Source organism: Streptomyces sp. RK9, from assembly GCF_045070545.1.
GTDB lineage: Bacteria > Actinomycetota > Actinomycetes > Streptomycetales > Streptomycetaceae > Streptomyces > Streptomyces alboflavus.
In genome coordinates this window covers 3,891,554-3,916,601 of the sequence record NZ_CP173704.1, presented here as the reverse complement: position 1 = coordinate 3,916,601, position 25,048 = coordinate 3,891,554, and the positions used below count along the sequence as shown (strand labels likewise).

At 74.0% G+C, this 25,048-nt stretch carries 18 protein-coding genes and 1 pseudogene; 11 read left to right on the top strand and 8 right to left on the bottom strand.

Going from position 1 to position 25,048, the window contains the following annotated elements; translation table 11 throughout:
- Nucleotides 1-4 precede the first annotated feature (4 nt).
- The 4 genes from AB6L24_RS37045 to pssA all read left to right on the top strand — a co-directional run bounded on the left by AB6L24_RS37045 (nucleotide 5) and on the right by pssA (nucleotide 3,414).
- On the top strand, nucleotides 5-517 hold the full coding sequence (locus AB6L24_RS37045; protein WP_405662915.1) for a MaoC family dehydratase: 513 nt from the start codon (nucleotides 5-7) through the stop codon (nucleotides 515-517).
- A gap of 2 nt (nucleotides 518-519) precedes the next feature.
- Nucleotides 520-1,725, top strand: a complete 1,206-nt coding sequence (locus tag AB6L24_RS37040) for an acyl-CoA dehydrogenase family protein (RefSeq protein ID WP_405662913.1) — start codon at nucleotides 520-522, stop codon at nucleotides 1,723-1,725.
- 182 nt (nucleotides 1,726-1,907) lie between these two features.
- Nucleotides 1,908-2,573: a phosphatidylserine decarboxylase gene (locus AB6L24_RS37035; RefSeq protein WP_405662911.1), complete on the top strand. Its 666-nt coding sequence runs from the start codon at nucleotides 1,908-1,910 to the stop codon at nucleotides 2,571-2,573.
- Nucleotides 2,560-3,414, top strand: coding sequence for a CDP-diacylglycerol--serine O-phosphatidyltransferase (gene pssA / locus AB6L24_RS37030; RefSeq protein ID WP_405662908.1), 855 nt, complete (start codon nucleotides 2,560-2,562; stop codon nucleotides 3,412-3,414). The genes AB6L24_RS37035 and pssA overlap by 14 nt, the downstream gene beginning before the upstream one ends.
- A 155-nt stretch (nucleotides 3,415-3,569) precedes the next feature.
- On the opposite strand, the gene AB6L24_RS37025 is transcribed toward pssA, so the two are convergent.
- Complete coding sequence (locus AB6L24_RS37025; RefSeq protein WP_405662905.1) at nucleotides 3,570-4,760, bottom strand: glycerate kinase; 1,191 nt, start codon at nucleotides 4,758-4,760, stop codon at nucleotides 3,570-3,572.
- Nucleotides 4,761-4,998: 238 nt separating this feature from the next.
- Between AB6L24_RS37025 and AB6L24_RS37020 the strand changes: the two genes are divergently transcribed.
- Genes AB6L24_RS37020 through AB6L24_RS36995 form a run of 6 tightly spaced genes read left to right on the top strand, consistent with a single transcriptional unit; the run spans nucleotide 4,999 to nucleotide 14,721 of the window.
- On the top strand, nucleotides 4,999-6,129 hold the full coding sequence (locus AB6L24_RS37020) for an ADP-ribosylglycohydrolase family protein (RefSeq protein ID WP_405662903.1): 1,131 nt from the start codon (nucleotides 4,999-5,001) through the stop codon (nucleotides 6,127-6,129).
- A 45-nt stretch (nucleotides 6,130-6,174) separates the two neighbouring features.
- A complete protein-coding gene (locus tag AB6L24_RS37015; RefSeq protein ID WP_405662901.1) occupies nucleotides 6,175-6,603 on the top strand; it encodes a CU044_2847 family protein in 429 nt (142 codons plus the stop codon).
- A gap of 2 nt (nucleotides 6,604-6,605) precedes the next feature.
- Nucleotides 6,606-8,894, top strand: coding sequence for a trypsin-like peptidase domain-containing protein (locus AB6L24_RS37010; RefSeq protein WP_405662898.1), 2,289 nt, complete (start codon nucleotides 6,606-6,608; stop codon nucleotides 8,892-8,894).
- Nucleotides 8,891-9,985, top strand: a complete 1,095-nt coding sequence (locus AB6L24_RS37005; RefSeq protein ID WP_405662896.1) for an AAA family ATPase — start codon at nucleotides 8,891-8,893, stop codon at nucleotides 9,983-9,985. The genes AB6L24_RS37010 and AB6L24_RS37005 overlap by 4 nt, the downstream gene beginning before the upstream one ends.
- 5 nt (nucleotides 9,986-9,990) lie before the next feature.
- Nucleotides 9,991-14,202, top strand: a complete 4,212-nt coding sequence (locus AB6L24_RS37000) for an SAV_2336 N-terminal domain-related protein (protein WP_405662894.1) — start codon at nucleotides 9,991-9,993, stop codon at nucleotides 14,200-14,202.
- Nucleotides 14,203-14,226: 24 nt separating this feature from the next.
- Nucleotides 14,227-14,721 carry an NUDIX domain-containing protein gene (locus tag AB6L24_RS36995; protein ID WP_405662891.1) on the top strand — a complete coding sequence of 165 codons (495 nt, stop codon included), beginning with the start codon at nucleotides 14,227-14,229 and terminating at the stop codon, nucleotides 14,719-14,721.
- A gap of 60 nt (nucleotides 14,722-14,781) precedes the next feature.
- Here the strand turns inward: AB6L24_RS36995 and AB6L24_RS36990 are convergent, their stop codons facing one another.
- The 7 genes and pseudogenes from AB6L24_RS36990 to AB6L24_RS36960 all read right to left on the bottom strand — a co-directional run bounded on the left by AB6L24_RS36990 (nucleotide 14,782) and on the right by AB6L24_RS36960 (nucleotide 23,214).
- Nucleotides 14,782-15,267, bottom strand: a complete 486-nt coding sequence (locus AB6L24_RS36990; RefSeq protein ID WP_405662888.1) for a methylated-DNA--[protein]-cysteine S-methyltransferase — start codon at nucleotides 15,265-15,267, stop codon at nucleotides 14,782-14,784.
- Nucleotides 15,268-15,317: 50 nt separating this feature from the next.
- Nucleotides 15,318-17,156 carry an AlkA N-terminal domain-containing protein gene (locus AB6L24_RS36985; RefSeq protein ID WP_405662885.1) on the bottom strand — a complete coding sequence of 613 codons (1,839 nt, stop codon included), beginning with the start codon at nucleotides 17,154-17,156 and terminating at the stop codon, nucleotides 15,318-15,320.
- A 235-nt stretch (nucleotides 17,157-17,391) separates the two neighbouring features.
- A pseudogene (locus AB6L24_RS36980) lies at nucleotides 17,392-17,827 on the bottom strand (O-acetyl-ADP-ribose deacetylase); the annotation flags it as partial.
- Nucleotides 17,824-19,236 carry a phytoene desaturase family protein gene (locus AB6L24_RS36975; RefSeq protein ID WP_405663605.1) on the bottom strand — a complete coding sequence of 471 codons (1,413 nt, stop codon included), beginning with the start codon at nucleotides 19,234-19,236 and terminating at the stop codon, nucleotides 17,824-17,826. The pseudogene AB6L24_RS36980 and the gene AB6L24_RS36975, both read right to left, overlap by 4 nt.
- Before the next feature lie 185 nt (nucleotides 19,237-19,421).
- Nucleotides 19,422-20,276: an inositol monophosphatase family protein gene (locus AB6L24_RS36970; RefSeq protein WP_405662883.1), complete on the bottom strand. Its 855-nt coding sequence runs from the start codon at nucleotides 20,274-20,276 to the stop codon at nucleotides 19,422-19,424.
- A 172-nt stretch (nucleotides 20,277-20,448) separates the two neighbouring features.
- Complete coding sequence (locus tag AB6L24_RS36965) at nucleotides 20,449-22,296, bottom strand: gamma-glutamyltransferase family protein (protein ID WP_405662881.1); 1,848 nt, start codon at nucleotides 22,294-22,296, stop codon at nucleotides 20,449-20,451.
- Nucleotides 22,297-22,305: 9 nt separating this feature from the next.
- Complete coding sequence (locus AB6L24_RS36960) at nucleotides 22,306-23,214, bottom strand: response regulator transcription factor (RefSeq protein ID WP_405662879.1); 909 nt, start codon at nucleotides 23,212-23,214, stop codon at nucleotides 22,306-22,308.
- Between the two features lie 424 nt (nucleotides 23,215-23,638).
- Between AB6L24_RS36960 and AB6L24_RS36955 the strand changes: the two genes are divergently transcribed.
- Entirely contained in the window at nucleotides 23,639-25,024 is a 1,386-nt protein-coding gene (locus tag AB6L24_RS36955; protein WP_405662877.1) for a hypothetical protein, read from the top strand.
- Nucleotides 25,025-25,048 lie beyond the last annotated feature (24 nt).

The window sequence follows — 25,048 nt, the reverse complement described above, 5'->3', positions numbered from 1 at the left end:
GATCATGCAATTCGGCCGCACCTACGAGGAGTTCGAAGTCGGCGCCGTGTACAAGCACTGGCCCGGCAAGACGGTCACCGAGTACGACGACCACCTCTTCTGTCTGCTCACCATGAACCATCACCCGCTGCACATGGACAGCAACTACGCGGAAGCGACGACGGACTTCGGCAAGAACGTCGTCGTCGGCAACTACATCTACTCGCTGCTGCTCGGCATGTCCGTGCCTGACGTCTCCGGCAAGGCGATCGCGAACCTGGAGGTCGAGTCGCTCAAGCACGTGGCGCCGACGTTCCACGGGGACACGATCTACGGCGAGACGACCGTCCTGGACAAGACGCCGTCGAGGTCCAAGTCGGACCGCGGCATCGTGTACGTGGAGACCAAGGGCTACAAGCAGGACGGCACGCTGGTCTGCGTGTTCCGCCGCAAGGTGATGGTGCCCACCGAGACGTACATCAAGGAGCGCGGCGGCGAGCAGCCGGCTCGCCCGGAGCCGAAGAGCCAGGAGAAGTAGCCATGACCCGACTCGCCCAGACCGCCGGGCTCACCGACGTCCAGCGGGAAATCCTGACCACCGTCAGGGAATTCGTCGACAAAGAGATCATCCCGGTCGCGACGGAGCTGGAACACCGCGACGAGTACCCGCAGGCGATCGTGGACGGCCTCAAGGAATTGGGCCTGTTCGGCCTGATGATCCCGGAGGAGTACGGGGGCCTCGGCGAGTCCCTGCTCACCTACGCGCTGTGCGTGGAGGAGATAGCGCGCGGCTGGATGTCGGTGTCCGGCATCATCAACACCCACTTCATCGTGGCGTACATGCTCAAGCAGCACGGCACGCAGGAGCAGAAGGACCACTTCCTGCCGCGGATGGCGACGGGCGAGGTGCGGGGCGCGTTCTCGATGTCGGAGCCCGCGCTCGGCTCGGACGTGTCGGCGATCACGTCGAAGGCGGTCAAGGACGGCGAGGACTACGTCCTGAACGGTCAGAAGATGTGGCTGACCAACGGGGGCTCGTCAACCTTGGTCGCCGTACTCGTCAGAAGTGACGAAGGACACCCTGAGGGCACGGCCCCCCACAAGTCGATGACGACCTTCCTGGTGGAGAAGGAACCGGGCTTCGGCGAGGTCCGCCCGGGCCTCACCATCCCCGGGAAGATCGACAAGATGGGTTACAAGGGTGTCGACACCACCGAACTGATCATGGATGGCCTGCGCATTCCGGCCAATCGCGTGCTCGGCGGACAGACCGGCCGCGGCTTTTACCAAATGATGGACGGCGTCGAGGTCGGCCGCGTGAATGTGGCCGCGCGTGGTTGCGGGGTCGCGCAGCGTGCCTTCGAACTGGGTGTCTCCTATGCCCAGCAACGTCACACTTTCGGAAAGCCGATCGCCCAGCACCAGGCGATTCAGTTCAAGCTGGCCGAGATGGCTACCAAGGTCGAGGCCGCCCATGCGATGATGGTGAACGCAGCACGCAAAAAGGACTCCGGGGAGCGAAACGACCTCGAAGCCGGAATGGCGAAGTATCTGGCGTCCGAATACTGCAAGGAAGTCGTAGAGGACGCGTTCAGGATTCACGGTGGCTACGGCTTCTCGAAGGAGTACGAGATCGAGCGTCTCTACCGTGAGGCACCGATGTTGCTCATCGGTGAAGGTACCGCCGAGATCCAGAAAATGATCATTGGCCGACGACTCCTCGAAGAGTATCGATTCCAGGGATAAATGTCCGACTTGGGGTGATTCCTTCGAGATTTATTCGAGAAGAAGATCACACCCTGTCAGCACGCTCCGGCGGCCGACTCGGCTTCCTGGCTTGCCCAGTTGTGGCTCGCAACCGATACGATCCCGGGAAAGCCGCCGTCCCCCCGTATGCAGTGCGGCATCATCCGCTACGAAGGTCATCCATGCCCCACAGCCAAACCTCTGCACCTCGCGACAGCCTGGCCGGCGTACGCCTCGCGCGCGGAGCATCGCCGTGGCTCCTGCCGACCGTCGCCACCGCGGCACTCAGCCTGGCCAAGGCCCGCCGCAAGCCCCGGTCGACGGTTGCGGCGGCGGTCGCCGTGCCCGCGACCGCCCTCGCGGCCGGAATGCTGTGGTTCTTCCGCGACCCCGAGCGTGAGATCACCCAGGGCCGGGTGATCTCCCCGGCCGACGGCGTGGTGCAGAGCATCATGCCGTGGAAGGACGGACGCACCCGCGTCGCGATCTTCATGAGCCCGTTGAACGTCCACGTCAACCGCGCGCCCCTCGCGGGCACGGTGACCTCCGTGGAGCACATCCCCGGCGGGTTCGTCCCGGCGTTCAACAAGGAGAGCGAGAACAACGAGCGCGTTGTCTGGCACTTCGACACCGAGCTCGGCGACATCGAGATGATCCAGATCGCGGGCGCGGTCGCGCGCCGCATCGTGCCGTACGTGCCGCAGGGCACGAAGGTGGAGCAGGGCGAGCGGATCGGCCTGATCCGCTTCGGCTCGCGCGTCGACATCTACCTGCCCGAGGGCGTCGAGGTGGATGTCGAAGTGGGTCAGAAGACCGTGGCTGGGGTGACTCGCATTGACCGTGACTGATCCGGAGACACAGGCGGGCTGGGTGCCCGAGGCCGCGGACGCGGACGACGCCGAAGAGGACATGCCGCTGTCGCTGCGCCTCTCGATAGCGGACACCCTCACGCTCGGCAACGCCACGTGCGGCTTCATGGCGGTGTACTTCACCACCACCGGCATCCTCATCCCGCACCTGTCGGGCGACGAGTCGGGCATGGCCCGCAACAGCGCCGCCACCGCGGTGATCCTGATGCTGTGCGCGGCGGTCTTCGACCTCTTCGACGGCCTCGTGGCCCGCAAGCTGCGGTCGTCGCCGATGGGCGCGGAGCTGGACAACCTCTCCGACCTGATCAGCTTCGGGCTCGCGCCCGCGTACTTCGTGCTCGTGTACGGCATGGTCGCCAGGGACGCGCACGAGCGGGTCGCCGCGGTGGGCGCCATCGTGGTGCTCCTGGCGGTGGTGCTGCGGCTTGCGAGATTCTCCTGCGTGACGCTGCCGGACGGCACGTTCCAGGGCATGCCCTCGCCCTTCGGGGCGCTGACGGTGGTCTCGATCGTGCTCCTGGAGCTGCCCTTCGTGGCCACGCTCCTCGCGATCATCGGCACGGCCTGGCTGATGGTGAGCCGGGTCGAGTACCCGAAGCCGCGGGGGCCGCTCGCGGTCGCCATGCTCGCCTGGATCGTCTCCGCGATGGGGTTGCTGGCCGCCTGGGCCTTCGACGCGCCCGGTGGGCAGCTGCTGCTCCAGACCGGATGCGCGCTGCAGCTCGTCCTCGGTGCGGTGATCCCGCTGTTCGCCACGGCTCGCCGGGTGAACAACTTCCGGGACAACCGGCGTGAGGCTCGGGCGACGCAGTTGCCGTAGCGGCGCTTGTACGTAGTTCTGAGGGGCCCGAACCAGCCGGTTCGGGCCCCTCAGGCGTCGATGGACGTCGGAGTCACAGTGCCCGTCGGACGGGGCTGTGCCCACCCGTCCCGCCCTGCGGGACGATTGCCCACGGAGTGGAAGGCAGGCCAGGCTCAGGTCAAGAAGTCCGTGGCGATCTTGGCCGAGAGGCGTTCCAGGAGGGGGCCCGCCTCGGCCACGCAGCGGGACACGTCGGGCTCGATGTCGGTCAGGGCGTAGGCCCGGCGGATCCCGGCGGTGCCGAGCGCCGTGGGGGCCAGCGCGAGCCGCCCGCAGACGGCGACGACGTCGATCCCCGCGGCCCGGGCCGCGGCCGCCACCCCGGCGGGAGCCTTCCCGTGCAGGGTCTGCTCGTCGAGGGACCCCTCCCCCGTGATGACGAGGCTCGCCCCGGCGAGCGCGGGCGCGAAGCCGAGGACGTCCAGCATGACGTCGATGCCCGGCCGGAACGACGCCCCGAGGCCGACCAGCGCGCCGAAGCCGATGCCGCCCGCCGCACCGGCGCCCGGCGCGTCCGCGTGCTCCAGGGCCCGTGGCCCCGCGTCCCGCGCCAGGACCCGCGCGAAGTGCGCGAGTGCGGCGTCGAGGGCGGCGACGTCGTCCGGCGTGGCGCCCTTCTGCGGCCCGTACACCGCGGGCGCGCCCTTGGGGCCCGTCAGCGGGTTGTCGACGTCGCTGGCGAGCACGATGTCGACGTCCGCGAGGCGCGGGTCGAGGCCGGACAGATCGGCCGAGGCCAGCTCCCGCAGCGGGCCGCCGCCGGGCCCGACGGGCTCGCCCGCCGCGTCCAGGAACCGCGCGCCGAGCGCCGCCAGCATGCCCGCGCCACCGTCCGTCGTCGCGCTGCCGCCGACCCCGAAGACGATGGTGCGCGCGCCCGCGTCGAGCGCCGCGCGGATCAGCTCGCCGCTGCCGTACGTCGTCGCCGTGAGCGGCGCGAACGTGCCCGCGGGCAGCAGCTGCAGGCCGGAGGCCTCGGCCATCTCCACGACCGCCGTGCCCTCGCGCAGCGCGTACGCCGCCACCACCTCGGCGCCGAGCGGCCCGGTGACCCGTGCCTCTCGGCGTTCGAAACCGGCCGCCACGGCCGCGTCGACCGTGCCGTCCCCGCCGTCGGCCACGGGCAGCGCCCGCACCGCGAGGTCCGGCAGCACGCTGTGCAGGCCCGCCGTCACGCGCTCGGCGACCTGCACGGCCGTGAGGGACCCCTTGAACTTGTCCGCGGCGATGAGCACATGGCCCCGGCCCGTGCCCCCGGCGCCCTGTGCCGCGCCGACTCCCGCCGTCTCTGCAGCGTCCGCCACCTTGCATTCCCCTTGCTCTTGGGCCTTGCTCGCGTCAAGGCAGTCGCGCCGCTGCGACCATAACCGCAGGAGGGGGCCGCTGCCCATGGCCGACCGGGTCGGGGATTGATCCACTGCCCCGAGATTTCCGCTCATGTCGGGGCAAAGCGGTGCGGGAGTCGGACAGGGGATGATCGATCATCCCCCGTTCCGGGTCGGCGGCGCGCCGCGCGCCCCCGCCTTCGGGTAGACCGGACGCATGACGTCGACGGCATCGGACATCCCGCTCGCGGACCGCGTCCACGGCGGCTGGCTCGGCCGGGTCGCGGGGAACATGCTCGGCAAGCCCGTCGAGCGCGGCGACCACTGGACGCGCGACCGCATCGACCGCTATCTGCGGCTCACCGACGCGCTGCCCCTCACCGACTACCTGCCCGCGCCGCCGGAGGGCGCGGTGGGCTTCGAGCTGCGCCCGGAGTGGCCCGCCTGCGTGCGCGGCCGCGTCGACGGCAGCTGCCGCGACGACGACGTGGACTACGCGATCCTCGGCCTGGAGCTCCTGGAGTCGCACGGGTTCGGCTTCAGCACCGAGCAGGTGGGCGAGCTGTGGCTGCTGCGGCTGCCCTATCTCCAGACGTACACGGCCGAGCGCGCCGCGTACCGCAATCTCGCGAACGGGCTCAAGCCGCCGCTGACAGCGACGTACGACAATCCGTACCAGGAGTTCATCGGAGCGCTGATCCGCGCCGACGTCTTCGGCTGGACCTGTCCGGGCGACCCGCGCCGGGCGGCGGCCCTCGCCCGCAGGGACGCGGTGCTCTCGCATTCGGGCAACGGCGTGTACGCGGCGATGTGGGCGGCGGCGCTGGTCGCGGCCGCGTTCACGGCGGCCGGGCCACGGGACGCGCTCGACGCCGCGCTCACCGTGATCCCGGCGGGCTGCCGGTTCGCGCGGACGGTGCGCCGCGTGATGTCGCTGTACGAGGCGTCGCTGAGCTGGGAGGAGACCCTGGCGACGGCGGAGGGCGAGACGGCGGGGCTCGGCTGGATCCACGCCGTGCCGAACGCCGCCGTCCTCACGGCCGGGCTGCTGTACGGCGAAGGGGACTTCACGCGCACCATCGCGCTGACCGTGCGCGGCGGCCTGGACACCGACTCGAACGGGGCGACGGCGGGGTCGGTCGCGGGGGTGCTGTGCGGGGCCGCGGCCGTTCCGGCGCAGTGGCGCGATCCGCTGCGGGACCGGGTGCGCAGCGCGGTGTTCGGCTACGACGGGGCGCGGATCAGCGAACTGGCGGAGCGGACCGTGCGGTTGGCGGAGCAGGGGACCAAGGCGGCGGGGGCCGGGGTCGCCAGGGGCGCGGCCCGGCCCCCGGACGTGGAGGAGTAACGCGAAGCCCTGCCGTCGGCGGGCGGTGATCGGCACAATGTGCTCATGCCCGAGTACCTGGAACTCGACCTGTCCGGCGCCGCGTTGCGCGTGCGGCTCGCCGACGTGGGCGAAGCGCCGCCTGCCCCAGTCTCCGACGAGGGCGGTCTGCCCGCCGAGTTCGGTGTGCCGGGCCCGGTGTCCAGCGGGGGCGGCCGGGCCGCCGCGCTGGCCGCCGACACCCTGCGGGCGACGCTGCGGCCGCTCGGGCCGCTCCTCGACCAGGTGCACGCGTCGGTGGCCGGGGCGGAGCACCCGCCGGACGAGTTCGGTGTCGAGTTCGGCGTCGAGGTGGGCAAGGACCTCAAGCTCGGCATCGTCGGGGTGAAGGGGACGGCCACGATGACGGTGTCGGCGACGTGGCGGCGTCCGCCGGAGACGGGACGTACGGGGGCGGAGGAGCCGTCGGGCGCGGGCGGCGAGGGCGAGGGCTGAGCGTGGCCGGGTGGCAGGGTGCGACGGCGGGGGCGCCGCCGGTCGTCGCCGTGCTCGCGCGGGCGGACGACGCGGCCGTCGGCGCGGCCGCCCTGTTGTCCGCGCACCGCGTCCTGACCTGCGCGCACGTCGTCAACGAAGCGCTCGGTCTCGCGCCCCTGAGCGAGGCGCGGCCCGTCGAGGACGTGCTGCAAGTGGCGTTCGAGCGGCGGACGGTGCGGATCAAGGCGCAGATCGAGGTGTGGCTGCCACCGCGCCCGGGCGGGGGTGCGGCGTGGCAGGGCGACCTGTGCGTGCTCGCGCTGAGCGAGCCCGCGCCGCCCGGGACGGCACCGGTCGCCTGGACGGAGATGGCGCAGGGGCAGCGGCTGCGGGCCTGGCACGGCTGCGGTGATCCGATCACGTTCGCGGACGCGCGCCTGAAGCTGCTCGACGACCGGCTCGGCTACCTCGACGGGGAGCTGTCGGGCGCCCCGATCGGCCCCGGCTTCAGCGGCGGTCCGCTGTGGACGGAGTGCGGGACGGGCGCGACGGGTCTGGTCGTGGGGCGGCTCGCGCACGGCGGGCCGGCGGCCGGGGGCGACGCGGGCCGCGGGGTGCGTGCCGAGCAGACGGTGCGGCGCACCTGGGCGGTGCCGTGGCAGGCGATCCGTGACCAGCTGTACGCCGCCGGGGCCGCCGTCGTCGTCGAGTCCTGCCGGGCCGCGCGGACGCCGGTGCCCGACGACCCGGTCGCCGCCGAACTCGTGGCCACGCTCCGGTCGTTGCTGGGCGACCCCGCCGCGCGCGCCGACCACGTCCGCAGGCTCCACGCCGAGCTGGGCCGCGCCACCGCGCACGGCGCGCCCGCCCCGGCCGTCGAGGACCTGGCCGCTGACCTGCTCGCCACGCCGCGGGCGCTGCCCACGCTCAGCGAGTCCCTGGTGACGGCGGGGCCGTACGGCGCGCGGCCCGAGCAGTTGGCGCCGCTGCTCGCCCTCGGCCGGGCCGTCGGCGGGGCCGGGCTGCTGTCGATGGCCGAGTTCGCTTCCCTGGAGCGGGCGTTGGGTGAGGTCGTGGCCGCCGACGCGACGCTGCCCGCGCGGGCGGCGCGGGAGGCCCTGCGGTTCACGCCGTTGCCGCAGCCGCTGTGCGCGGCGCGGCTGCGCGGGACCGACCTGGCGACGGTGATCGGGCAACTGGAGGGCTATCACGACCCGGTGCCGGTCGCGGACTCGCCGCCCGTGCCCCCGCTCGTGCACTTCGTGGAGTTCGTCGCGGCCGCTGCCGACACGGGTCCCGGTGACGCGCTGCGCCGCTGGAGCGAGCGGGTGTGCGCCCGGCTCGGCGTGCACGAGGCGGCCCGCGACCAGCGCCGCGCGGACGCCGCGCGCTGGACGGCGTCCCGGGCCGAGCCCGTCGTCCGGCTCCTCGTGGAACTCACCCAGGACGGCCCGCGGGAGCCGGAGCGCTACCGCTGCCGCCTGTGGCAGCGGCTCGTGGACGGCGGCATGCGCCGCGTGGAGACCGGTACGAGCGAGGCGACGCTGACGCCGCAGCAGGTGGGCGCCCTGATCCGGGAGGCCGCCGAACTGTCCGCCCCGGCCGGCGCCCCGCTCACCGTGGACGTCGCCGTGGACCGCACGGGCCTGCACCTGCCCGTCGACGAGTGGGACGCGGGCAGCCCCAACGAGTTCGTGCCGAGCCTGCCCCTCGGCGTCTGCTACCCGCTGACGCTGCGCTGCCCGGAGATGAGCCGCCGGGTGCCGCGGCGCGAGGCCGAGCACCGCCGCCGCTGGGCCGACGGCCACGGCCGCCCCCTGGTCGTCGACGGCACGCACGCCGACGCCCGGCAGGTCGCCGCCCTCCTGACGGTCGGCCACCACGACGCCAACCAGGTCGTCCTGCACGGCCCGCCCGCCCTGCGCGGCCAACTCCTCGAGGTCTGCCTCGCGCTCGGCGTCCCGGTGGTGCTGTGGGACCGCGACGCCCACGGCGACGGCGACGCGGACCGCCTGGCCCCGCTCACCCCCACCGGGCTCCTGCACCGCCTCCCCGACCGCGTACGCGAGTTCCGCGGCCAGGCACTCGCCGCCACCCCCGCGACCGGCCCCTCCGGCCGCCCGTCCCTGGTCTGGGAGGAACCGTCCGCCTGGCAGGACCCGGCGACGTGGGAGCCCACCACCTGGGAGGCCCCCCGCACCACGCTGACCGACCCCGACGCGGACCCGGCCCCGGCCCCGGAGAGCCACGGCCCTGTAGCGAGTACGAACCCGAACCCCGCCCCCGGCCGAGAAGCAGGAACCGTATGACAGAGCAGTGGGATCAGGAGCAGGTGGGCGCGTCCGGCGGCTCAGGGGCATCCGGCGGCGCCGGCTCCTCCGGCGATTCCGGCTCACCCGGGGACTGGCGGCTGTTCCGTGGTGACGGCCGGACCCGCCACGTGGCCTTCCCGGAGGCGCCGCCGTGGCGCCGGTTCACCCCGGCGCCCGGCGCCGACGCGGGCGCGGCCGACGTCGACGGCACGGGCACGCGGGCGCACCGCCCGTACCTCATCGGGCCCGACGAGTCGGAGATCGTCAACGCCGCGCTGCTGCTGCGCCGCCCCCTGCTCGTCACCGGCCACCCCGGCACCGGCAAGTCCTCGCTCGCGCACGCCATCGCGCACGAGCTGAGCCTCGGCCGCGTCCTGACCTGGCCGGTCAACAGCCGCTCGACGCTGCGCGACGCGCTGTACGGGTACGACGCGATCGGGCGGCTGCGGGAGTCCAACCTGCGCAGGGAGCGGGAGGAGTGGTCCGGCGGCGCGCCGACCGGGCCAGGTGTGCCCGGCCCCGACATCGGTTCCTTCGTCCGGCTCGGCCCCCTCGGCACCGCACTCGTCCCGGGTGAGCGCCCCCGCGTCCTGCTCGTCGACGAGCTCGACAAGGGGGACGTGGACCTGCCGAACGACCTGCTCACCGTCTTCGAGGAGGGCGAGTTCGAGATCCCCGAGCTGGCGCGGCTGCCGGAGGAGGAGTCGCGGGTGGCCGTGTTCACGACGGACCCGCAGGTCCGGGCGCCCGTGGTGCGCGGCCGGGTGCGCTGCTCCCAGTTTCCCGTCGTCGTGATCACCAGCAACGGCGAACGCGAGTTCCCGCCCGCGTTCCTGCGCCGCTGCGTCCGCCTGGACCTGGCGGAGCCGGACGAGCAGCGGCTGCGCGACATCGTCGGGGCGCACCTGGGCGACGAGGCCCTGGTCGGCGTCGACGACCTGCTGCGGACGTTCCTCGCGCGGCGCGCCCCCGGCGAGCTGGCGACGGACCAGCTCCTCAACGCGGTGTTCCTGCGCAAGGGCGGCGTGGACCTGCCGCCCGGCGCCCTCCTGGACGCCGTACTGCACCGGCTCGGCGGGGCGGTGTAGGGCGGATGGGGGCGGGGCCGCCGGACGACGAGCGGGATGCCGCGCGGGAGGACGAGGCCGTCCCCGTGGCGGAGCCGCTGCCTGATCTCGGCCTGCCGCCCGGACACCCCTGGAGCGAGCTGCGGGTGCTCGGGCAGCACCGGCCGGACGAGCCGCAACGGACGACGGACGCGCCTGAGGGCGACGGCGCGGGTCAGGGGTGGTACGCCCCGGAGACCATGCCCGTCGGGGATGTTCCGGACGTCGTCATCGCCCAGTACGCCCCACAGCCGTCGCCCCCGCCCTCACCCCCGCCCTCGCAGCCCCTCCGCGACGTCCTCGCCACCCTCTCCGCCAGCGGCCTCGACCTCTCCCGCGAGGAGCTGCTCGACGCCCTGTGGCTGGCGGACCGGCTGCCCTCGGACGCGTCGGCGCCGCTGGCCCGGGCGACCGGACTCGCACCTCCGCGACTGCCCCCGCACGACATCGACGTCCTGGACGACCTCGACGCCCCGATCGACGCCCCGCCCACCGACATCGAAACCGACACCGACGCGGCCGACTTCGGCCCGGCCCCCGGGACCGCGACCAGGGAACCGACGCTGTTCCCCGGGTCCGCCCGTCCGCCGCTGCACCCGCCGTCCTTCACGTCCGCCCGTGGCGCGCCCACCCTCGACGCCCGCACCACGACGCGCGCCGTCACACCGCTGTACGCCGACGCCTCCGCGCCCGGCCTCACCCCGCGCGCGTCCCGCGCCCTGCCCGTCCGCACCCCCGGCACCACGGCACTGGGCGCACGCCAGCTCCAACTCGGGCGTGCGCTGCGGCCGTTGAAGCAGAGCCGGCCGGACCGGCGGCTGTGGGAGCTGGACGAGATCGCGAGTGCCGACGCGGCGGCCGAGAGCGGGCTCGCGGACGCCGTGCTGCGCCCCGGCCGCGCGCGCTGGCTCGACCTGGCTCTGCTCGTGGACGACGGCGTGTCGATGCTGCTCTGGCAGCGGCTCGCCGCCGAGACCCGTCGACTCCTCGAACGCAGTGGAGCGTTCCGCACGGTACGGGTCCTCGGCCTCGACACCCGCGCCGCCGCCGCGCCCCTGCTCGGCCGCGCCTACCACCCCGGCACGGCCGTCCTGTCCCCCGCCACCGTCACCGACCCCGGCGGCAACACCCTGGTCCTCGTCGTCAGCGACGGCGTCGGCGCGGCCTGGCGCGACGGCCGGATGCGGGTGGCGCTCAAGCAGTGGGCGCGGTGCGGCCCTACGGCCGTCCTGCACGCCCTGCCGGAGCACCTGTGGGACGGCTCCGGGCTGCGCGCCGAGCGCTGGCAGGTCACCACACGGCGGCGCGGCGCGCCCAACCTCACCTGGGACGTGGCCGATCCGGTCCTTCCACCGGACCTCGCGGTGTTCGACGGCGACCCGGTTCCCGTGCTCGCGCCGGAGCCGGACGCGGTGGGGGCGTGGGCGGCGCTGGTGGCATCGCCGGGCACGAGTGCGGTGTTGCCGCTTCTGGCAGGGCCGGACGCGGGGGTGGCGCCGCGCCCGCTCCGTACGAGCCCTTCCGCCAGGGGCAGCGGGGTCGCCGGGGGCGGCGGGAGGTCCGGAGCCGCCCCACACCTCGCGCACGCCGACCACACGCAGAGCCCCGACGACGCCGCCAAGGCCGTCCTCCGCTTCCGTGCCGCGGCGTCCCCGCAGGCGTACCGCCTCGCCGCCCAACTGGCCGCGCTCGCACCGCTGTCGGTACCGGTGATGCGGCTGACACAGGACGCACTCGGCGCCGAGATGACGACGGGTCATCTGGCGGAGGTGTTCCTCAGCGGACTGATGCGCCGCACCGCGGACTCGGCCGGACTCCCGCCGCAGCACCGGGCGTTCGACTTCACCGACGCGGCCCGCGGCCTGCTCCTGACCGCGGCGCCGACCCCGGATCTGGTACGGACCGGCCGCGAGGTGAGCCGACGGCTCGCCGAACTCGCGGGCCGCTCCCCGGACTTCCCCTCCTGGATGGCCCACCCGGCGGGCACGGCGTGGGCGGACGCGGGGGCGCGGCCGTTCGGGTGGGTGGACGAGCGGCTGCTGCGGCGGCTGGGGGTGGGCGGCCACCGGCGGTCGCTGACCGGCGGTGACGGCGGCGCGCCGCAGGTGGCACCCCACCCGCCGTCCGCCGCGGCCCCTTGGACCTCCGGGCCCCCCGAGGTGCCCGCGTACGTCGACGAGCCCGGCTCGGACTGGCACTCGCTGATGCCGGGGAGCCCGCGCTGGGCGGGCCCCTGGCAACTGTTCGCCCGGCATCTCATGGCGCGTACGACAAGTGGCCTTTTCCTCGGCCGGCTGCTCGGCACGGGCAGCGTCGCCTCGGTGCGCCTCACCCGGCCCGGGTCGGTCGCACGAGCGTCGCTGCCCCGCCAGGTGGCGGCACTGCGCGCCCTGAACGGCAGGCACGCCCCGCTCCTGACGGAGGTCGACCCGGCCGACGAGCCCGCGTGGCTCGCGACGGGCGTCATCTGGGAGGGCGACCGCCCCGCGCCCGACCTGCTGCGCCACACGAGCACGTCGGGACGCTACGACGACCCCGTCGCATTCGCCAGGCTCGGGCAGCAGTTGGCGGACGCCCTCGCGGGGGCCCACGCGGCCGGCATCGCCCACGGTGACCTCGTGGCGGCGCGGGTCCTGATCGCGGACGGCGACGTGTACGTGACGGGGTGGTGCGTCGAGGAGCACCCGGACGGGTTCGCGCACGACATCAGCCAGTTGGCCTCGGTGCTGGCGTCGGTGATGGGTGAGGGCCTGCCGCTCGCGTTCCACGACTTGCTCCGGCTGTGCGGGAGCCCGCTGATGTACCAGAGGCCGTCGGCGGCCGAAGTCGCCGCCCGGTTCGAGGAGTTCGCCCGCACCCACTCCCAGGGGGCCGTGCTCGGCGCCACCATCGGACACACGGCTACGGGCGCCGAACTCGTTCTGGACCTCGACCGCATGGGCCCGCACGGCGGCATCCAGGGACACAACGAAGACGCGATTGCGATCCTGGACTCGCTCGTCCTCGGCATCGCCGCCCACCACACCCCCGCCGACGTGCAGATCGTCCTGGTGGGCGACGACCCGACCCGGCTCCTGCGCCGACGGACGAGGGACCTGCCCCATGTCGTGCTCGCGCGCGACACCGCGGACACGACCCGGGCACTGACCATGGAGCTGCGGCGCCGTCGGGCACTCGTCAACAAGTCACGGGCCACGGGCACACCGCCGCCCACCCTGTCCCGCCTGGTCGCCGTCCTCGACCGGGAACTCGACGGGGTGTCGAACCTCTGGCCGGAGGGGCCGCATCCCGAACTCGGCATGCACGTCATTTCCCTGACCTACCATCATGTCTACGTCGACTCGGGCTTCACCATCGACGTCACCTTCAGACGCCAGCTCACCAACCCGCCGTGCGACGGCATCCTCTGGCACCACGGCGAGGCCACCCCCTTCACCGTCCTGCCCGCCCCACCCCTGACCCCGTTCTCCGAGACACCCCCGGCCCCCGCCCCCACCGTCGACCGCACCCGCCAGGCCCAGCTCGTCGTGGAACACCGCAACGCCGTCGCCGTCGGCCGCGCCGGGCGCCCCGAGAACGCGCTCGCGGACCTGACGCGCGTCGCCGAGAACCAGCGCCTGCTGCTCGGCCCCGACCATCCGGAGACCCTGGACAGCGCGTACGAACTCTCTATCGTGTACGCGCAGTTGGGCCGGTACGAGGACGCCCTCACCCTGTGCGCGGACACCGCCGGACGCCGGACGCGCGCCCTCGGCGCACGGGACGTCCACACCCTCGTCGCCCACCAGCAGTGCGCGTTCTTGCTCGGCCGGCTCGGCCGCCACGGAGAGTCGTACTCCGCCTACCGTGCCGTCCTGTCGTCCTGGAACACCACCGTCGGCCCGTACCACCCCGGCACGCTCCTGTGCCGCCACAACCTGGCCGTCGCCCTGATCCTGCTCGGCCGATACGGGGAGGCCGCCGAGGAGGCCCGCGCGGCGTACAGCGGCCGCGCCCTGGTGCACGGCCCCGACCACCCGGACACCCTCGCCAGCGGACACGAACTCGCCGTCGCCCTGCGGGGAGCGAGGCGCGACGCCGACGCCCTCGCCGTGGCGACGGACGTGCACATGGCCCGCGCGCGCGTGCTCGGCCCCGACCACCCGGACACCTTGGCCACCCTCGGGCTGCTCACGCCACCGAAGCGCCCCGGCGGGTGATCCACCGCCGCTACGCTTCCTGCCGTGACCACTCTCGACTACGCCACGTACATCGCGGGCCTCCCCCGCGTCCTCGCCGGAGCCGCAAGCGTCATCCGCGACCGCGCCGGACGCGTCCTGCTCGTGGAGCCCAACTACCGCGAGGGCTGGGCCCTTCCGGGCGGCACCGTCGAGTCGGACGACGGCGAGAGTCCGCGCCAGGGCGCGCGCCGCGAGACCGTCGAGGAGATCGGCCTGGACATCGCGCCGGGCGGGCTGCTCGCCGTGGACTGGGTGCCCGGCACGTCGGCACGGCCTCCGCTGGTGGCCTTCCTGTACGACGGCGGGGTGCTCGCCGACGAGCGGTTCGAGGAGATCCGGCTCCAGGAGGAGGAACTGCTCTCGTGGCGCCTCGCCACCCGCGAGGAGCTGCCGACGTACCTCCCGGCTCCGCTCGCGGGCCGGGTCATCGCCGCGCTCGACGCACTGGACGCGGGGACGGGCGCGGTGGAGCTGGAGAACGGGCGCAGGATCGGCTGACCCGGGCCTGTCCTCGGCCTTGGCCCCGCCCGGAAGAGCACCGGCCCGGGCAAGCGCCCGTCAGAAGAGCACCGATCCGCTCTCGAAGGCGAGGAGCCGCTGCTTGCGGTCGAGGCCGCCGCCGTAGCCGGTGAGGCCGCCGTTCGCGCCGATGACGCGGTGGCAGGGGACGATGACGCCGATGGGGTTCTTGCCGTTGGCGAGGCCGACGGCACGGGACGCGGCGGGGTTGCCGAGTTCCGCGGCCAGCTCGCCGTACGTACGGGTCTCGCCGTAGGGGATCTCCAGGAGCTGCTGCCACACCGAGCGCTGGAACGGGGTGCCGTCCAGGCGCAGCGGCAGGTCGAACTCCTTCAGTTCGGCGGCGAAGTAGGCCGCCAGCTGCTCCGTCACCGGGCCGAAGGGGGACGGGTCGCGGTCGCCGAAGGTCTCCTCGGCGGGGCGGTGGCGCTGCTCGGTCATGTAGAGGCCGCTGAGGGTGCCGTCGGTGGCGACGAGGGTGAGCGGCCCGTAGGGGCTGTCGACGACGGTGTGCTGTCGGTGCATGGGTCACGTCCCGTTCGGGTCCCGGCGGTGCGGGAAGCTGGTGGAAGCCGCTATGCGGGGAGGTAGTTGATGGCGTGGTCCTCGGTGGCCCACAGGTACTGGACGGCGTAGGCGCGCCAGGGGCGCCAGGCGGCGGCGCGCGCGGTGAGGGCGGCGGGGGTGTGCGGCAGGCCGAGCGCCTGGGCGGCGCGCCGGATGCCGAGGTCGGAGGGCAGGAACGCGTCCGGGTCGCCGAGGGCCCGCATCGCGATGACCTCCGTGGTCCAGGGGCCGAAGCCGGGAAGGACGGTGAGCTGGGCGCGGGCGCGCTCCCAGTCGTTCTCGACGCCCAGCTGGAGGGTGCCGTCGGCGAGGTGGCGCACCAGGGTCAGCAGGGTGGTGCGGCGGCTGCGGGGCAGCGCGAGCGACTCCGGGTCGAGGTCCGCGAGGGCCTCCGGTGCGGGGAAGAGGTGGGTGAGGCCGCCCTCGGGGTCGTCGACGGTCTCGCCGTGGGCGGTGACGAGGCGTGCGGCGTGGGTGCGGGCCGCGGCCGTGGACACCTGCTGCCCGAGGACGGCGCGCACGGCGAACTCGGCCTCGTCCACGGTCCGCGGCACCCGCCGCCCCGGCGCCTTCGCGACGAGGGGCGCGAGCAGCGGGTCGTCGGCCAGTTGACCGTCCACGGCGACGGGGTCGGCGTCCAGGTCGAGCATGCGGCGGCAGCGGCTGATGGCGAGAGCGAGGTCGCGCGGGTCGGTGAGGGTGAGACGGCAGCCGATGTGGTCGGGGTGCGGGGTGAGGGCCACGATGCCGTGTCCGTAGGGCAGGCGCAGGGTGCGGCGGTAGGCGCCGTCGCGCCACTCCTCCACGCCGGGCACGGCGGTGGCGACGAGGTGCCCGAAGAGGTTGTCGGGGTGGAGGGGGGCGCGGAAGGGGAGGCGGAGGGAGATGGTGGCGGGGGCGCCGGCGGAGGCGTCGGTACGGGCGGCGCCTCCGACACTGGCTGTGGCACCGGCGGCCGCCCCCCTGCCCCCGGGCCTCTTCGCCGCCCGCGCCCGGAGTTCCCCCGGGGCGAGCGCGAAGACCTCGCGGACCGTGTCGTTGAACGTACGGATCGAGGAGAAGCCCGCGCCGAAGGCGATCTGTGCCATGGGCAGGGCGGTGGTCTCGATGAGCAGCCGGGCGGTCTGGGCGCGCTGGGCGCGGGCGAGGGCGAGCGGGCCCGCGCCCAGTTCGGCGAGGAGCTGCCGCTCGACCTGGCGGGTGCTGTAGCCGAGGCGGGTGGCGAGGCCGGGGACGCCCTCGCGGTCGACGATGCCGTCGCCGATGAGGCGCATGGCGCGGGCGACGAGGTCGGCCCGCTGGTTCCACTCGGGCGAGCCGGGGCTGCTGTCGGGGCGGCAGCGCTTGCAGGCGCGGAATCCGGCCTGCTGGCACGCGGCGGCACTCGGGTAGAAGCTCATGTTCTCGGGCTTGGGCGGCACGACCGGGCAGCTGGGGCGGCAGTAGATGCGGGTCGTCAGGACGGCGGTGAAGAACCACCCGTCGAAGCGGGCGTCCTTGGACTGCACGGCCCGCACACAGCGCTCGAAGTCCCCGTACGTCCTTGCGGGCGCGGCTGCCGTCCCTGCGGGCGCGGCTGCGCGGGCGGGGGCGGGGGCGGGGGCCGCGGGGTCCTGTGCGGCGGGGGCCGCGGGGTCCTGTGCGGGGTCGGGGCGGCCGGTGCGGCGCGTCCCGGCGGGGCGAGGGCGGTCGGCGTTCCCTGCCCCCGTCGGACCGGAGCGGCCCGTGCCGTCCGCCCCCGTCGCCGGGCGCGCGCCGGGCGCCGCCGTGGCCTCGGACGGGTCGGCGGCTGCTGTGGCGGCGGTGGCCTCGGGGTCACGGGATGCGGTGCGCGTCACGGTCGGCATGGCTCAAGCATCGGGCATCCCCGCCCCCCGGGGCTGGCGAGAATCCGACATCAGCCTTCCGCGGCCAGGGCCTCCTCGAACGCCCGGTACGCGACCTCGTCGAACAGGACGAACCGCACCTCGTCGAAGCACCACCCCACCGACCCCGCCCCACCTGAGCCCTCTTCACCGAAGCCCGCCCCACCCGACCCCACCCCGAACGAGCCCGGCCCCTGCCCCTCCACGCCGGCCGCCAAGGCCCCCCGCACCGCCCCCACCGCGATCCGTGCCGCGTCGTCCAGCGGCCAGCGGTACACCCCCGTCGAGATCGCCGGGAAGGCCACCGTACGGGCGCCGAGCCCGGCCGCGACCCGCAGTGACTCGCGGTAACAGGAGGCGAGCAGGGCCGAGCGGTCCTCCGTGGGGGACCACACCGGGCCCACCGTGTGAATGACATGGGCCGCGTCCAGGCGCCCGGCCGTCGTCGCCACGGCCTGGCCGGTCGGCAGTCCCTTGCCGTAGCGCGAGGCCCGCAGGCGGCGGCAGTCGGCGAGGATGTCGGGGCCGCCGTGCCGGTGGACGGCGCCGTCGACGCCTCCGCCGCCGAGCAGCGAGGAGTTCGCCGCGTTCACGAGGGCGTCGGCGCGCTGCCGGGTGATGTCGCCCTGGACCAGGGTGACGCGGGCGCTCACGCGGGCTCCCGCAGTCTCTTCCAGACGGCCTTCGCGGCGTTGTGTCCCGACATGCCGTGCACACCGGGCCCGGGCGGGGTCGCCGACGAGCAGATGAAGACGGCGGGGTGCCGGGTGCGGTACGGCTGCGCGGTGAGCCGGGGCCGCAGCAGGAGCTGGAGTCCGCTGGCGGCGCCGCAGGCGATGTCGCCGCCGACGTAGTTGGCGTTGCGGGCGGCGAGCTGTGGCGGCCCCGCCGTGGCGCGGGCGAGGACGCGGTCGCGGAAACCGGGCGCGAAGCGTTCCAGCTGCCGCTCGACGGCGTCGGTGAGGTCGCCCTGCCAGCCGTTCGGGACGTGTCCGTACGCCCAGAAGACCTCCTTGCCCGCGGGCGCCCGGGACGGGTCGACGACGCCGGGCTGCACCGTGATCAGGAACGGCGCGTCCGGCGCCCGGCCCTCGCGGGACGCGGCCCGCAGCGCGGCGCCGATCTCGCGGCTGCTCGCGCCGACCTGGACGGTGCCCGCGGCGCGCGCCTCGGGCGCGGCCCACGGCACGGGCCCGTCGAGCGCGTAGTCGATCTTGAAGGCGGCGGCGCCGTACCGGAAGTCGTCGTAGTAGCGGCCGAGTCCGGCGATCCGGGCGAGCGCGGCGGGCGAGGTGTCGAAGACGTACGCGCGGGCGGGCGGCAGGTCGTCGAGCCGCTTGACCTCGTAGTCGGTGTGGATGATGCCGCCGAGGTCGGTGAGGTACGTGGCGAGCGCGTCGGAGATGGACTGGGAGCCGCCGCGGGCCAGCGGCCAGCCGCGGGCGTGCGCGGCGAGGGCGAAGACCATGCCGACGCCGCCCGTCGCAAGGCCGCCGAGCGGCGCGATGACGTGGGCGACGAGCCCGGAGAACAGCGCCCGCGCGGGCTCGTCGCGAAAGCGCCGCATCAGCCACGTCGACGGCGGCAGGCCCACGAGCCCGAACCGGGCGAGCAGCGCCGGGTCGCGGGGCAGCGCGGTCAGCGGCAGCGACATGAAGTCCCGCAGCAGGGTGTCCCAGTGGGGCAGGAAGGGCTCGACGAGCCTGCGGTACGCCCCCGCGTCGCGCGGCCCGAAGGAGGCGGCGGTCTCGGCGACGGAGCGCGCGAGGACGGCGGCGCGGCCGTCGAGGAGGGGGTGGGCCATGGGCAGCTCGGGCTGGAGCCACTCCAGGCCGTACCGCTCCAGGGGCATGGCGCGGAACGCGGGTGAGTTGATGCCGAGCGGGTGCGCCGCCGAGCACGGGTCGTGCCGGAAGCCGGGGAGGGTCAGCTCCTCGGTGCGGGCCCCGCCCCCGACGGTGCCGCGGGCCTCGAAGACGGCCACGGAGAAGCCGCGGCGGGCCAGCTCCACGGCAGCGGTCAGACCGTTCGGTCCCGCCCCCACGACGACGGCATCGAGCATCGACGGCACCTTCGGACTCCTTCGTCAGCCGATGGCCAGTGCCGCCCAGGATATGCCGGAGCGCGGGCGCTTCCCGGGCCCTGACGGCCTGTGGCAGCACGCGGGTCGGCCCTCGCCGTCACGGACGGCCGCGTCCGCCCCGCTCAGGCCCCGTCCCGCTCCGGCGCCGGGCCCCTCAGGCCTGCTCAGGCCCCGCCCGCGAGCACCCCCGCCACCCGGCGGGCCGTGGCCTCGTCGCGGGCCGCCGTGAACGGCAGGGCGTTGCCGCCGGTGATGGCGAAGGGCACGCCTTCGCGGGTGCGGTGGGCGCCGCCCGCCTCCTCCACCAGGAGCAGTCCAGCGGCGTGGTCCCAGGCCAGCTCCCAGCTGAAGGCGACGGCGTCGAGGGCGCCGCGGGCGATGGCCAGATACTCCAGGCCCGCCGAGCCGCAGGGGCGCGCGGCGAACCCGTCGGCGGTGAGGCCGAGCAGGGCGCGCTTCTGGTCGTCGGTGGTGAAGTCCGGGTGGGACGTGGCGACCGTCAGGGGGCGTCCCGGCTCCGGGGAACCGGCGCGCAGGCGCGTGCCGTTCAGCGTGGCGCCCTTGCCGCGGACCGCCGTCGCGAACTCGTCGAGCGCGGGTGCGTACGTCCACGAGGCCAGCACGACGCCGTCCAGGGCGAGGGCGACGAGCGTGCAGAAACCGGGGTCTCCGTGGACGAACTGGCGTGTCCCGTCGACGGGATCGACGATCCAGACCGGTGCGTCGCCCGCTATCGCGTCGTACCTCGCGGGGTCGGCGTGGACCGCCTCCTCGCCGACGACGACCGAGCCGGGAAGGAGGGCCGTCAGCTCTCGGGTCAGGTGTTCCTCCGCGAGCCGGTCGGCGACGGTCACCAGGTCGTGCGGGCCGCTCTTCTGGACGACGTCGCCCTCGGCGAGCTGGCGGAACCTCGGGGTGATCTCCGCCGCCGCGGCCTCGCGGACCACGCGCTCCACGTCAGCGGTCTGCCGTGCGAGAAAGTCGTCGATGCTTTCCTTGATTGCCTGTGTTTCGATCATGCCTCCATGAGAGCACGTACCACTGACAACGCGGACTCCCGGGGTGAACAGTGGGTGGAATCGGGATGAAAAGGAGTTCCTGGGGCGACTCAGGGCGACTGAGGACCGCCCGACGCTCACCCCGGCACCTGTCCCGGCGCCCGCCCCGGCGTCAGCCGCCCCCGCCCCGGCCTCACCGCCCGACCGCGTACCCCTGCATCCCCCGCGGATTCGCCGCCGCCGAGAGCACCCCGGTCCGCGGGTCCCGCGCCACCGCGCACAGCCGCCCCTCCGACCAGGGGCCGCCCACGGTCACGTCGTGGCCGCGGCGCCGCAGCTCCGCCACGACCTCCGGGTCGGTGCGGGACTCCACGACGAGGCTGCCCGGCCGCATCCCGCGGGGGTAGAACGACTCGGGGAAGGACTCGGTGTGCCAGTTGGGGGCGTCGACGGCGCCCTGCAGGTCGAGCCCGCCGCGCACCGGCGCGCGCAGCGCCACCGACAGGAAGAAGTGCACCTGCCACTGGTCCTGCTGGTCCCCGCCCGGCGTGCCGAAGGCCATGACGGGCACGCCGTCCTTGAGGGCGAGCGACGGCGTCAGGGTCGTGCGGGGGCGGCGGCCGGGGGTGAGCGAGTTGGGCAGGCCCTCCTCCAGCCAGGTCATCTGCAGCCGGGTGCCGAGCGGGAAGCCGAGTTCCGGCACGACGGGGTTGGACTGGAGCCAGCCGCCGGACGGCGTCGCCGCGACCATGTTCCCCCAGCGGTCGACGACGTCCAGATGACAGGTGTCGCCCCGGGTCCCGCCGTCCGGCGCCACGGCCGGCTCACCGTCCCGCGCGACGGTCGGCTCACCGGCCCCCGCCACCGTCGGCTCCCCCGCCCCCACCGCGCCCCCGCGCGCGACGCCCGCCCCCGAGGCGACGGCCCGCGCGTGCGCGGACAGCCTCGGCTCCCGGCCGCCGGGCCGCCCGGGCCGCAGCTCGTGGGATGCCCGCTCGCCGATCAGCTCGCGGCGCCGGGCGTTGTAGGTGTACGAGAGCAGTTCGGCGACCGGCACCTCGGCGGCGTCCCCGTACCAGGCCTCCCGGTCGGCCATGGCGAGCTTGCAGCCCTCGACGAGCAGATGCGTGTAGTCGGCCGAGCCGTGTGCGGGCAATTCATCAGGAAGCAGGGCGAGTTGCTGGAGGAAGGCGGGGCCCTGGCTCCAGGGGCCGGCCTTGCAGAGGGTCCAGCCGTTCCAGTCGTGGCTGACCGGGTCCTCGTACGTGGCCGACCAGTCGGCGAGGTCGGCGGCCGTGAGGGTGCCGGTGTGGCGCTTGCCGCTGGTGTCCAGGGTGGGCCGCGCGGACTGGCGGACCAGGGCCTCGGCGATGAAGCCGGTGCGCCACACCTGGCGGGCGGCGTCGATCTGCGCGTCCCTGTCGGCGCCGCCCGCGGCCTCGGCCTCGGCGAGGAGCCGCCGCCAGGTGGCGGCCAGGCGCGGGTTGCGCAGGAGTTCGCCGGGGGCGGGCGGGGTGCCGCCGGGGAGGTAGACCTCGGCCGACGACGTCCACTCGGTCTCGAAGAGGTCCCGTACGGTCTCGACGGTCTGCGTGACGCGTTCCACGGGCGGGTGGCCGTCCTCGGCGTACCCGATGGCGTACTTCAGGACCTCGGCGAGCGGCTTGGTGCCGTGGTCACGCAGGAGCAGCATCCACGCGTCGAAGGCGCCGGGCACGGCGGCGGCGAGGGGGCCGGTGCCGGGGACGAGGTCGAGGCCGAGGGCGTCCCGGTAGTGGGCGACGCTCGCCCCGGCGGGCGCGACGCCCTGACCGCACAGGACGCGCACGTCGCCGCCCGCGGGGGCGATGATGATCGGCACCTCGCCCGCGGGCCCGTTCAGATGCGGCTCGACCACATGCAGCACGAAGCCCGCCGCGACGGCGGCGTCGTAGGCGTTGCCGCCGTCCTCCAGGACGGCCATCGCGGACTGCGAGGCGAGCCAGTGGGTGGACGACACCATGCCGAAGGTGCCCTGGAGCGTGGGGCGCGTCGTGAACATGCCCGCAGGCTAGGCCCTGTCGGCGTGGTGCCGTCCGGCGGCTCCCGTCCCACCTCCCTCCGGCGCCCCGGCGGGGGCGGGGATCAGGCCGTACGTCTGCGCGCGCAGGACGGTGGTGACCCGGTCGCGGGTGCCGAGCTTCCGGTAGATGCTCTGGATGTGCTTCTGCACGGTGTGCACCGAGATGCCGAGGCGGCGGCCGATGACGGCCGCGGTGAGGGCGTCGGCGAGCAGACTGAGGACGGTCAGTTCGCGCGGCGTGAGATCGCCGCCGGGCACCTGCTCGTCGGCGTCCTGGCCGCCCTCCGTCTCGGCCGCGCCTGCGCCGTCGTCCCCGCCGTCGTCCCCGCGGCCCTCCGGGGACGCGGCCGCCGCGCGCCAGCGGCTGAGGAGTTCCGCCTGCTCGTCGACGCTCGCGAGCAGCGGCTGGATGCGGCGCGCGTAGGCGAGGTGGGTGTCGGTGAAGTCCGTCCCGGAGCGGCAGATCAGGAAGTAGCGGCGCGTCCCCGACCCGTCGGGCAGCGGAAGCACCAGGAGGTGGTCCGTGCCGAGGCGGTTCTGCAGCAGCCGCGCCAACTCGCTGTCGCGCCACTGCTGTTCGCCGAGGATGTCCGCGGCGGTCCGCGGCGACCGGTCGCCGGACGAGCCGTAGTGGTCCGCGAAGGGACAGCTGAGGCGGATGCGCTCCCTGAGGTGATCGTCGATACGGTGCCCGGCGGCGCCGTCCGCGGCCCAGGAGCGGACCGGGCCCCCGTCGCCCGTCCGTTCCGCCTGGGTCAGGAACAGGAACTCACCGCCGCAGGCGTTCAATAACTCCGAGACCACCGGCGGCCAGAGCCGTCCGGGGTCCGGTTCCCTGAGCGCCACGATCGCCAGGTCGAGCATGCGCTGATAGTGGCGTACGGATATAGCGGACATAACTAACACTGCGTCTCCCCGTAATTTTTATTGCGCCCTTAACGCGTTCCCCGAGTGTCGATACGCACTTTTACCCATACCACTGGGCGCCTAAGGTGAGCGAGTCTGGAGCTGCCTCACCGGTGCCGGGCACACGTATCCAGCCCGCCGGGTGGGTGAATCACGCTGCGGTGAAAGGGAAGAGCCACCCCCCACCAGGGAACTTCCCGTCCGGGTGGGGAGTTGCCCGCCCGGTTCCGCGACATCGCGCAATTCGAGGGCCGCCTGTCCTGTCGACAGGACAGGAAAAACTTTCAGTCTATCGCCCAGAAATGCGCCTCACTAAGAAGAACGACATCTGCTCATGACGCACGACAGATGACATCGGCCACCATTCAGGCAACGGACGCCCATGGTGTGCCAAACGCCCCTGAGGGAGAGTCTCTTGCACCCCACGTCTGTCGCCTCCCACACCCCCACCCACAACGAACGAGGCGTCATCGCCGAGCACTACTACGCCCTGCAGAGCCTGCGTGCCATCGAGGACGCCCGCGAGGAGGCGACCGCCGATCCGGTCACTCCGCAGGCGCTGCTCGTGGGTCTCTACCAGTCGGCCGAGATCGCTCTGCACAACCTCACGGACCTCCTCGACCGCGCCGATGGCCATCTGGAAAGGCTGGATGTCGACCGTTGCGTGACGGCTTTGCACTGGGTGCGCAGCTTCCACCGCGTCCTGGTGCGCCTGAGCGTCGCCGCGCTGCGCGTGAGCGGCGGCATGTCGGACGACGCGCCCCGCTGGGACGTCGAGGCGACCCCCGCGTTCGCCGAGTTCACCCCGGCCCTGCGCCGCTTCGACCAGCGGCTCACCGCGCTCGCCGGGCAGGGCCTGGTCGACGTGAAGGGCGTGATCGCCGAACGCGGCCTTGAGGACCAGTGGTTCGGCGTCCTGCACTGCGTGCGCGTCGCCAACCACGACGCCCGGGTGTGGAGTTCGAATCTGGCGAAGGCCGCGCACCCCGCGCCGGGCGTCGCCCCGGAGGAGCTGCTCGCCAGCGACCGGCTGCACCACGCCGTCCACGAGCACCACCTGGAGGGTGACACGTATTTCACCCAATTCCGGGCACTTCACCAGATCCCCGAACTTCTCGTACGGGAGATCAACGACCGTATCGAGTCGGCCATCCGCAGCGCCCGCGCCGGTGACGTCGCGACCGCCGTCGACGCCCTGGACGGCGCCGCCGAGCTGTTCGACCCGGTCGAGGTGTGCCTGCCGCCGATCGTCGACAACCTCAGCACCCACGACTACCACCAGATCCGCGAGAACCTCGGTCTGACGAGCGGCAGCCACTCGGTCAGCATGCGGTTCCACCTGTTCACCGACCTGTACGAGCAGTTCGGCGCGGAGCTGGCGCGGCTGCGGGCCGAGGGCTGCGCCGACCCGCTGCTCCCCCGGCTCGAACGGCACGGCGTGGGCCTTCGGGTGTTCATCTTCGCCTGGCGCGACATGCATCTGCACCTGCCGCGCAACAACCTCGGCGGCATGGAGACCAAGTCGCTCACCGGCGCCCCCGACGCCATCCGCACGGTCCGCAAGATGCGGGACAACGCGGCGCAGGGCGACCCCCTGGAGCGGCACGACATCGCCGCGCACGTCCCGTCCAGCTCGGCGGGGCCGCTGATCGGCTACCTCGACGGCCCGGACTCCTCCGACGGGATGCTGCTCGCCGCGACGGGCGCGTCCACGCAGGTCAACTTCCGTGACGTGCAGGAGCGGCGCGAGTTCTTCTCCCAGCCGTGCCCGTTCTCCAGGCCGCCGCGCCGGGTCGTCTAGCGCGTCGTCCGCCGCCGACCGGCC

Coding starts and splice junctions, on each gene's coding strand:
- AB6L24_RS37035 (WP_405662911.1), top strand. CDS start 1,908: ATGCCCCACAGCCAAACCTCTGCACCTCGCGACAGCCTGGCCGGCGTA.
- AB6L24_RS37005 (WP_405662896.1), top strand. CDS start 8,891: ATGACAGAGCAGTGGGATCAGGAGCAGGTGGGCGCGTCCGGCGGCTCA.
- AB6L24_RS36970 (WP_405662883.1), bottom strand. CDS start 20,276: ATGATCGAAACACAGGCAATCAAGGAAAGCATCGACGACTTTCTCGCA.
- AB6L24_RS36965 (WP_405662881.1), bottom strand. CDS start 22,296: ATGTTCACGACGCGCCCCACGCTCCAGGGCACCTTCGGCATGGTGTCG.
- AB6L24_RS37015 (WP_405662901.1), top strand. CDS start 6,175: ATGCCCGAGTACCTGGAACTCGACCTGTCCGGCGCCGCGTTGCGCGTG.
- AB6L24_RS36985 (WP_405662885.1), bottom strand. CDS start 17,156: ATGCCGACCGTGACGCGCACCGCATCCCGTGACCCCGAGGCCACCGCC.
- AB6L24_RS37020 (WP_405662903.1), top strand. CDS start 4,999: ATGACGTCGACGGCATCGGACATCCCGCTCGCGGACCGCGTCCACGGC.
- AB6L24_RS36960 (WP_405662879.1), bottom strand. CDS start 23,214: ATGTCCGCTATATCCGTACGCCACTATCAGCGCATGCTCGACCTGGCG.
- AB6L24_RS36975 (WP_405663605.1), bottom strand. CDS start 19,236: ATGCTCGATGCCGTCGTCGTGGGGGCGGGACCGAACGGTCTGACCGCT.
- AB6L24_RS37000 (WP_405662894.1), top strand. CDS start 9,991: ATGGGGGCGGGGCCGCCGGACGACGAGCGGGATGCCGCGCGGGAGGAC.
- AB6L24_RS37045 (WP_405662915.1), top strand. CDS start 5: ATGCAATTCGGCCGCACCTACGAGGAGTTCGAAGTCGGCGCCGTGTAC.
- AB6L24_RS37040 (WP_405662913.1), top strand. CDS start 520: ATGACCCGACTCGCCCAGACCGCCGGGCTCACCGACGTCCAGCGGGAA.
- AB6L24_RS36990 (WP_405662888.1), bottom strand. CDS start 15,267: ATGCACCGACAGCACACCGTCGTCGACAGCCCCTACGGGCCGCTCACC.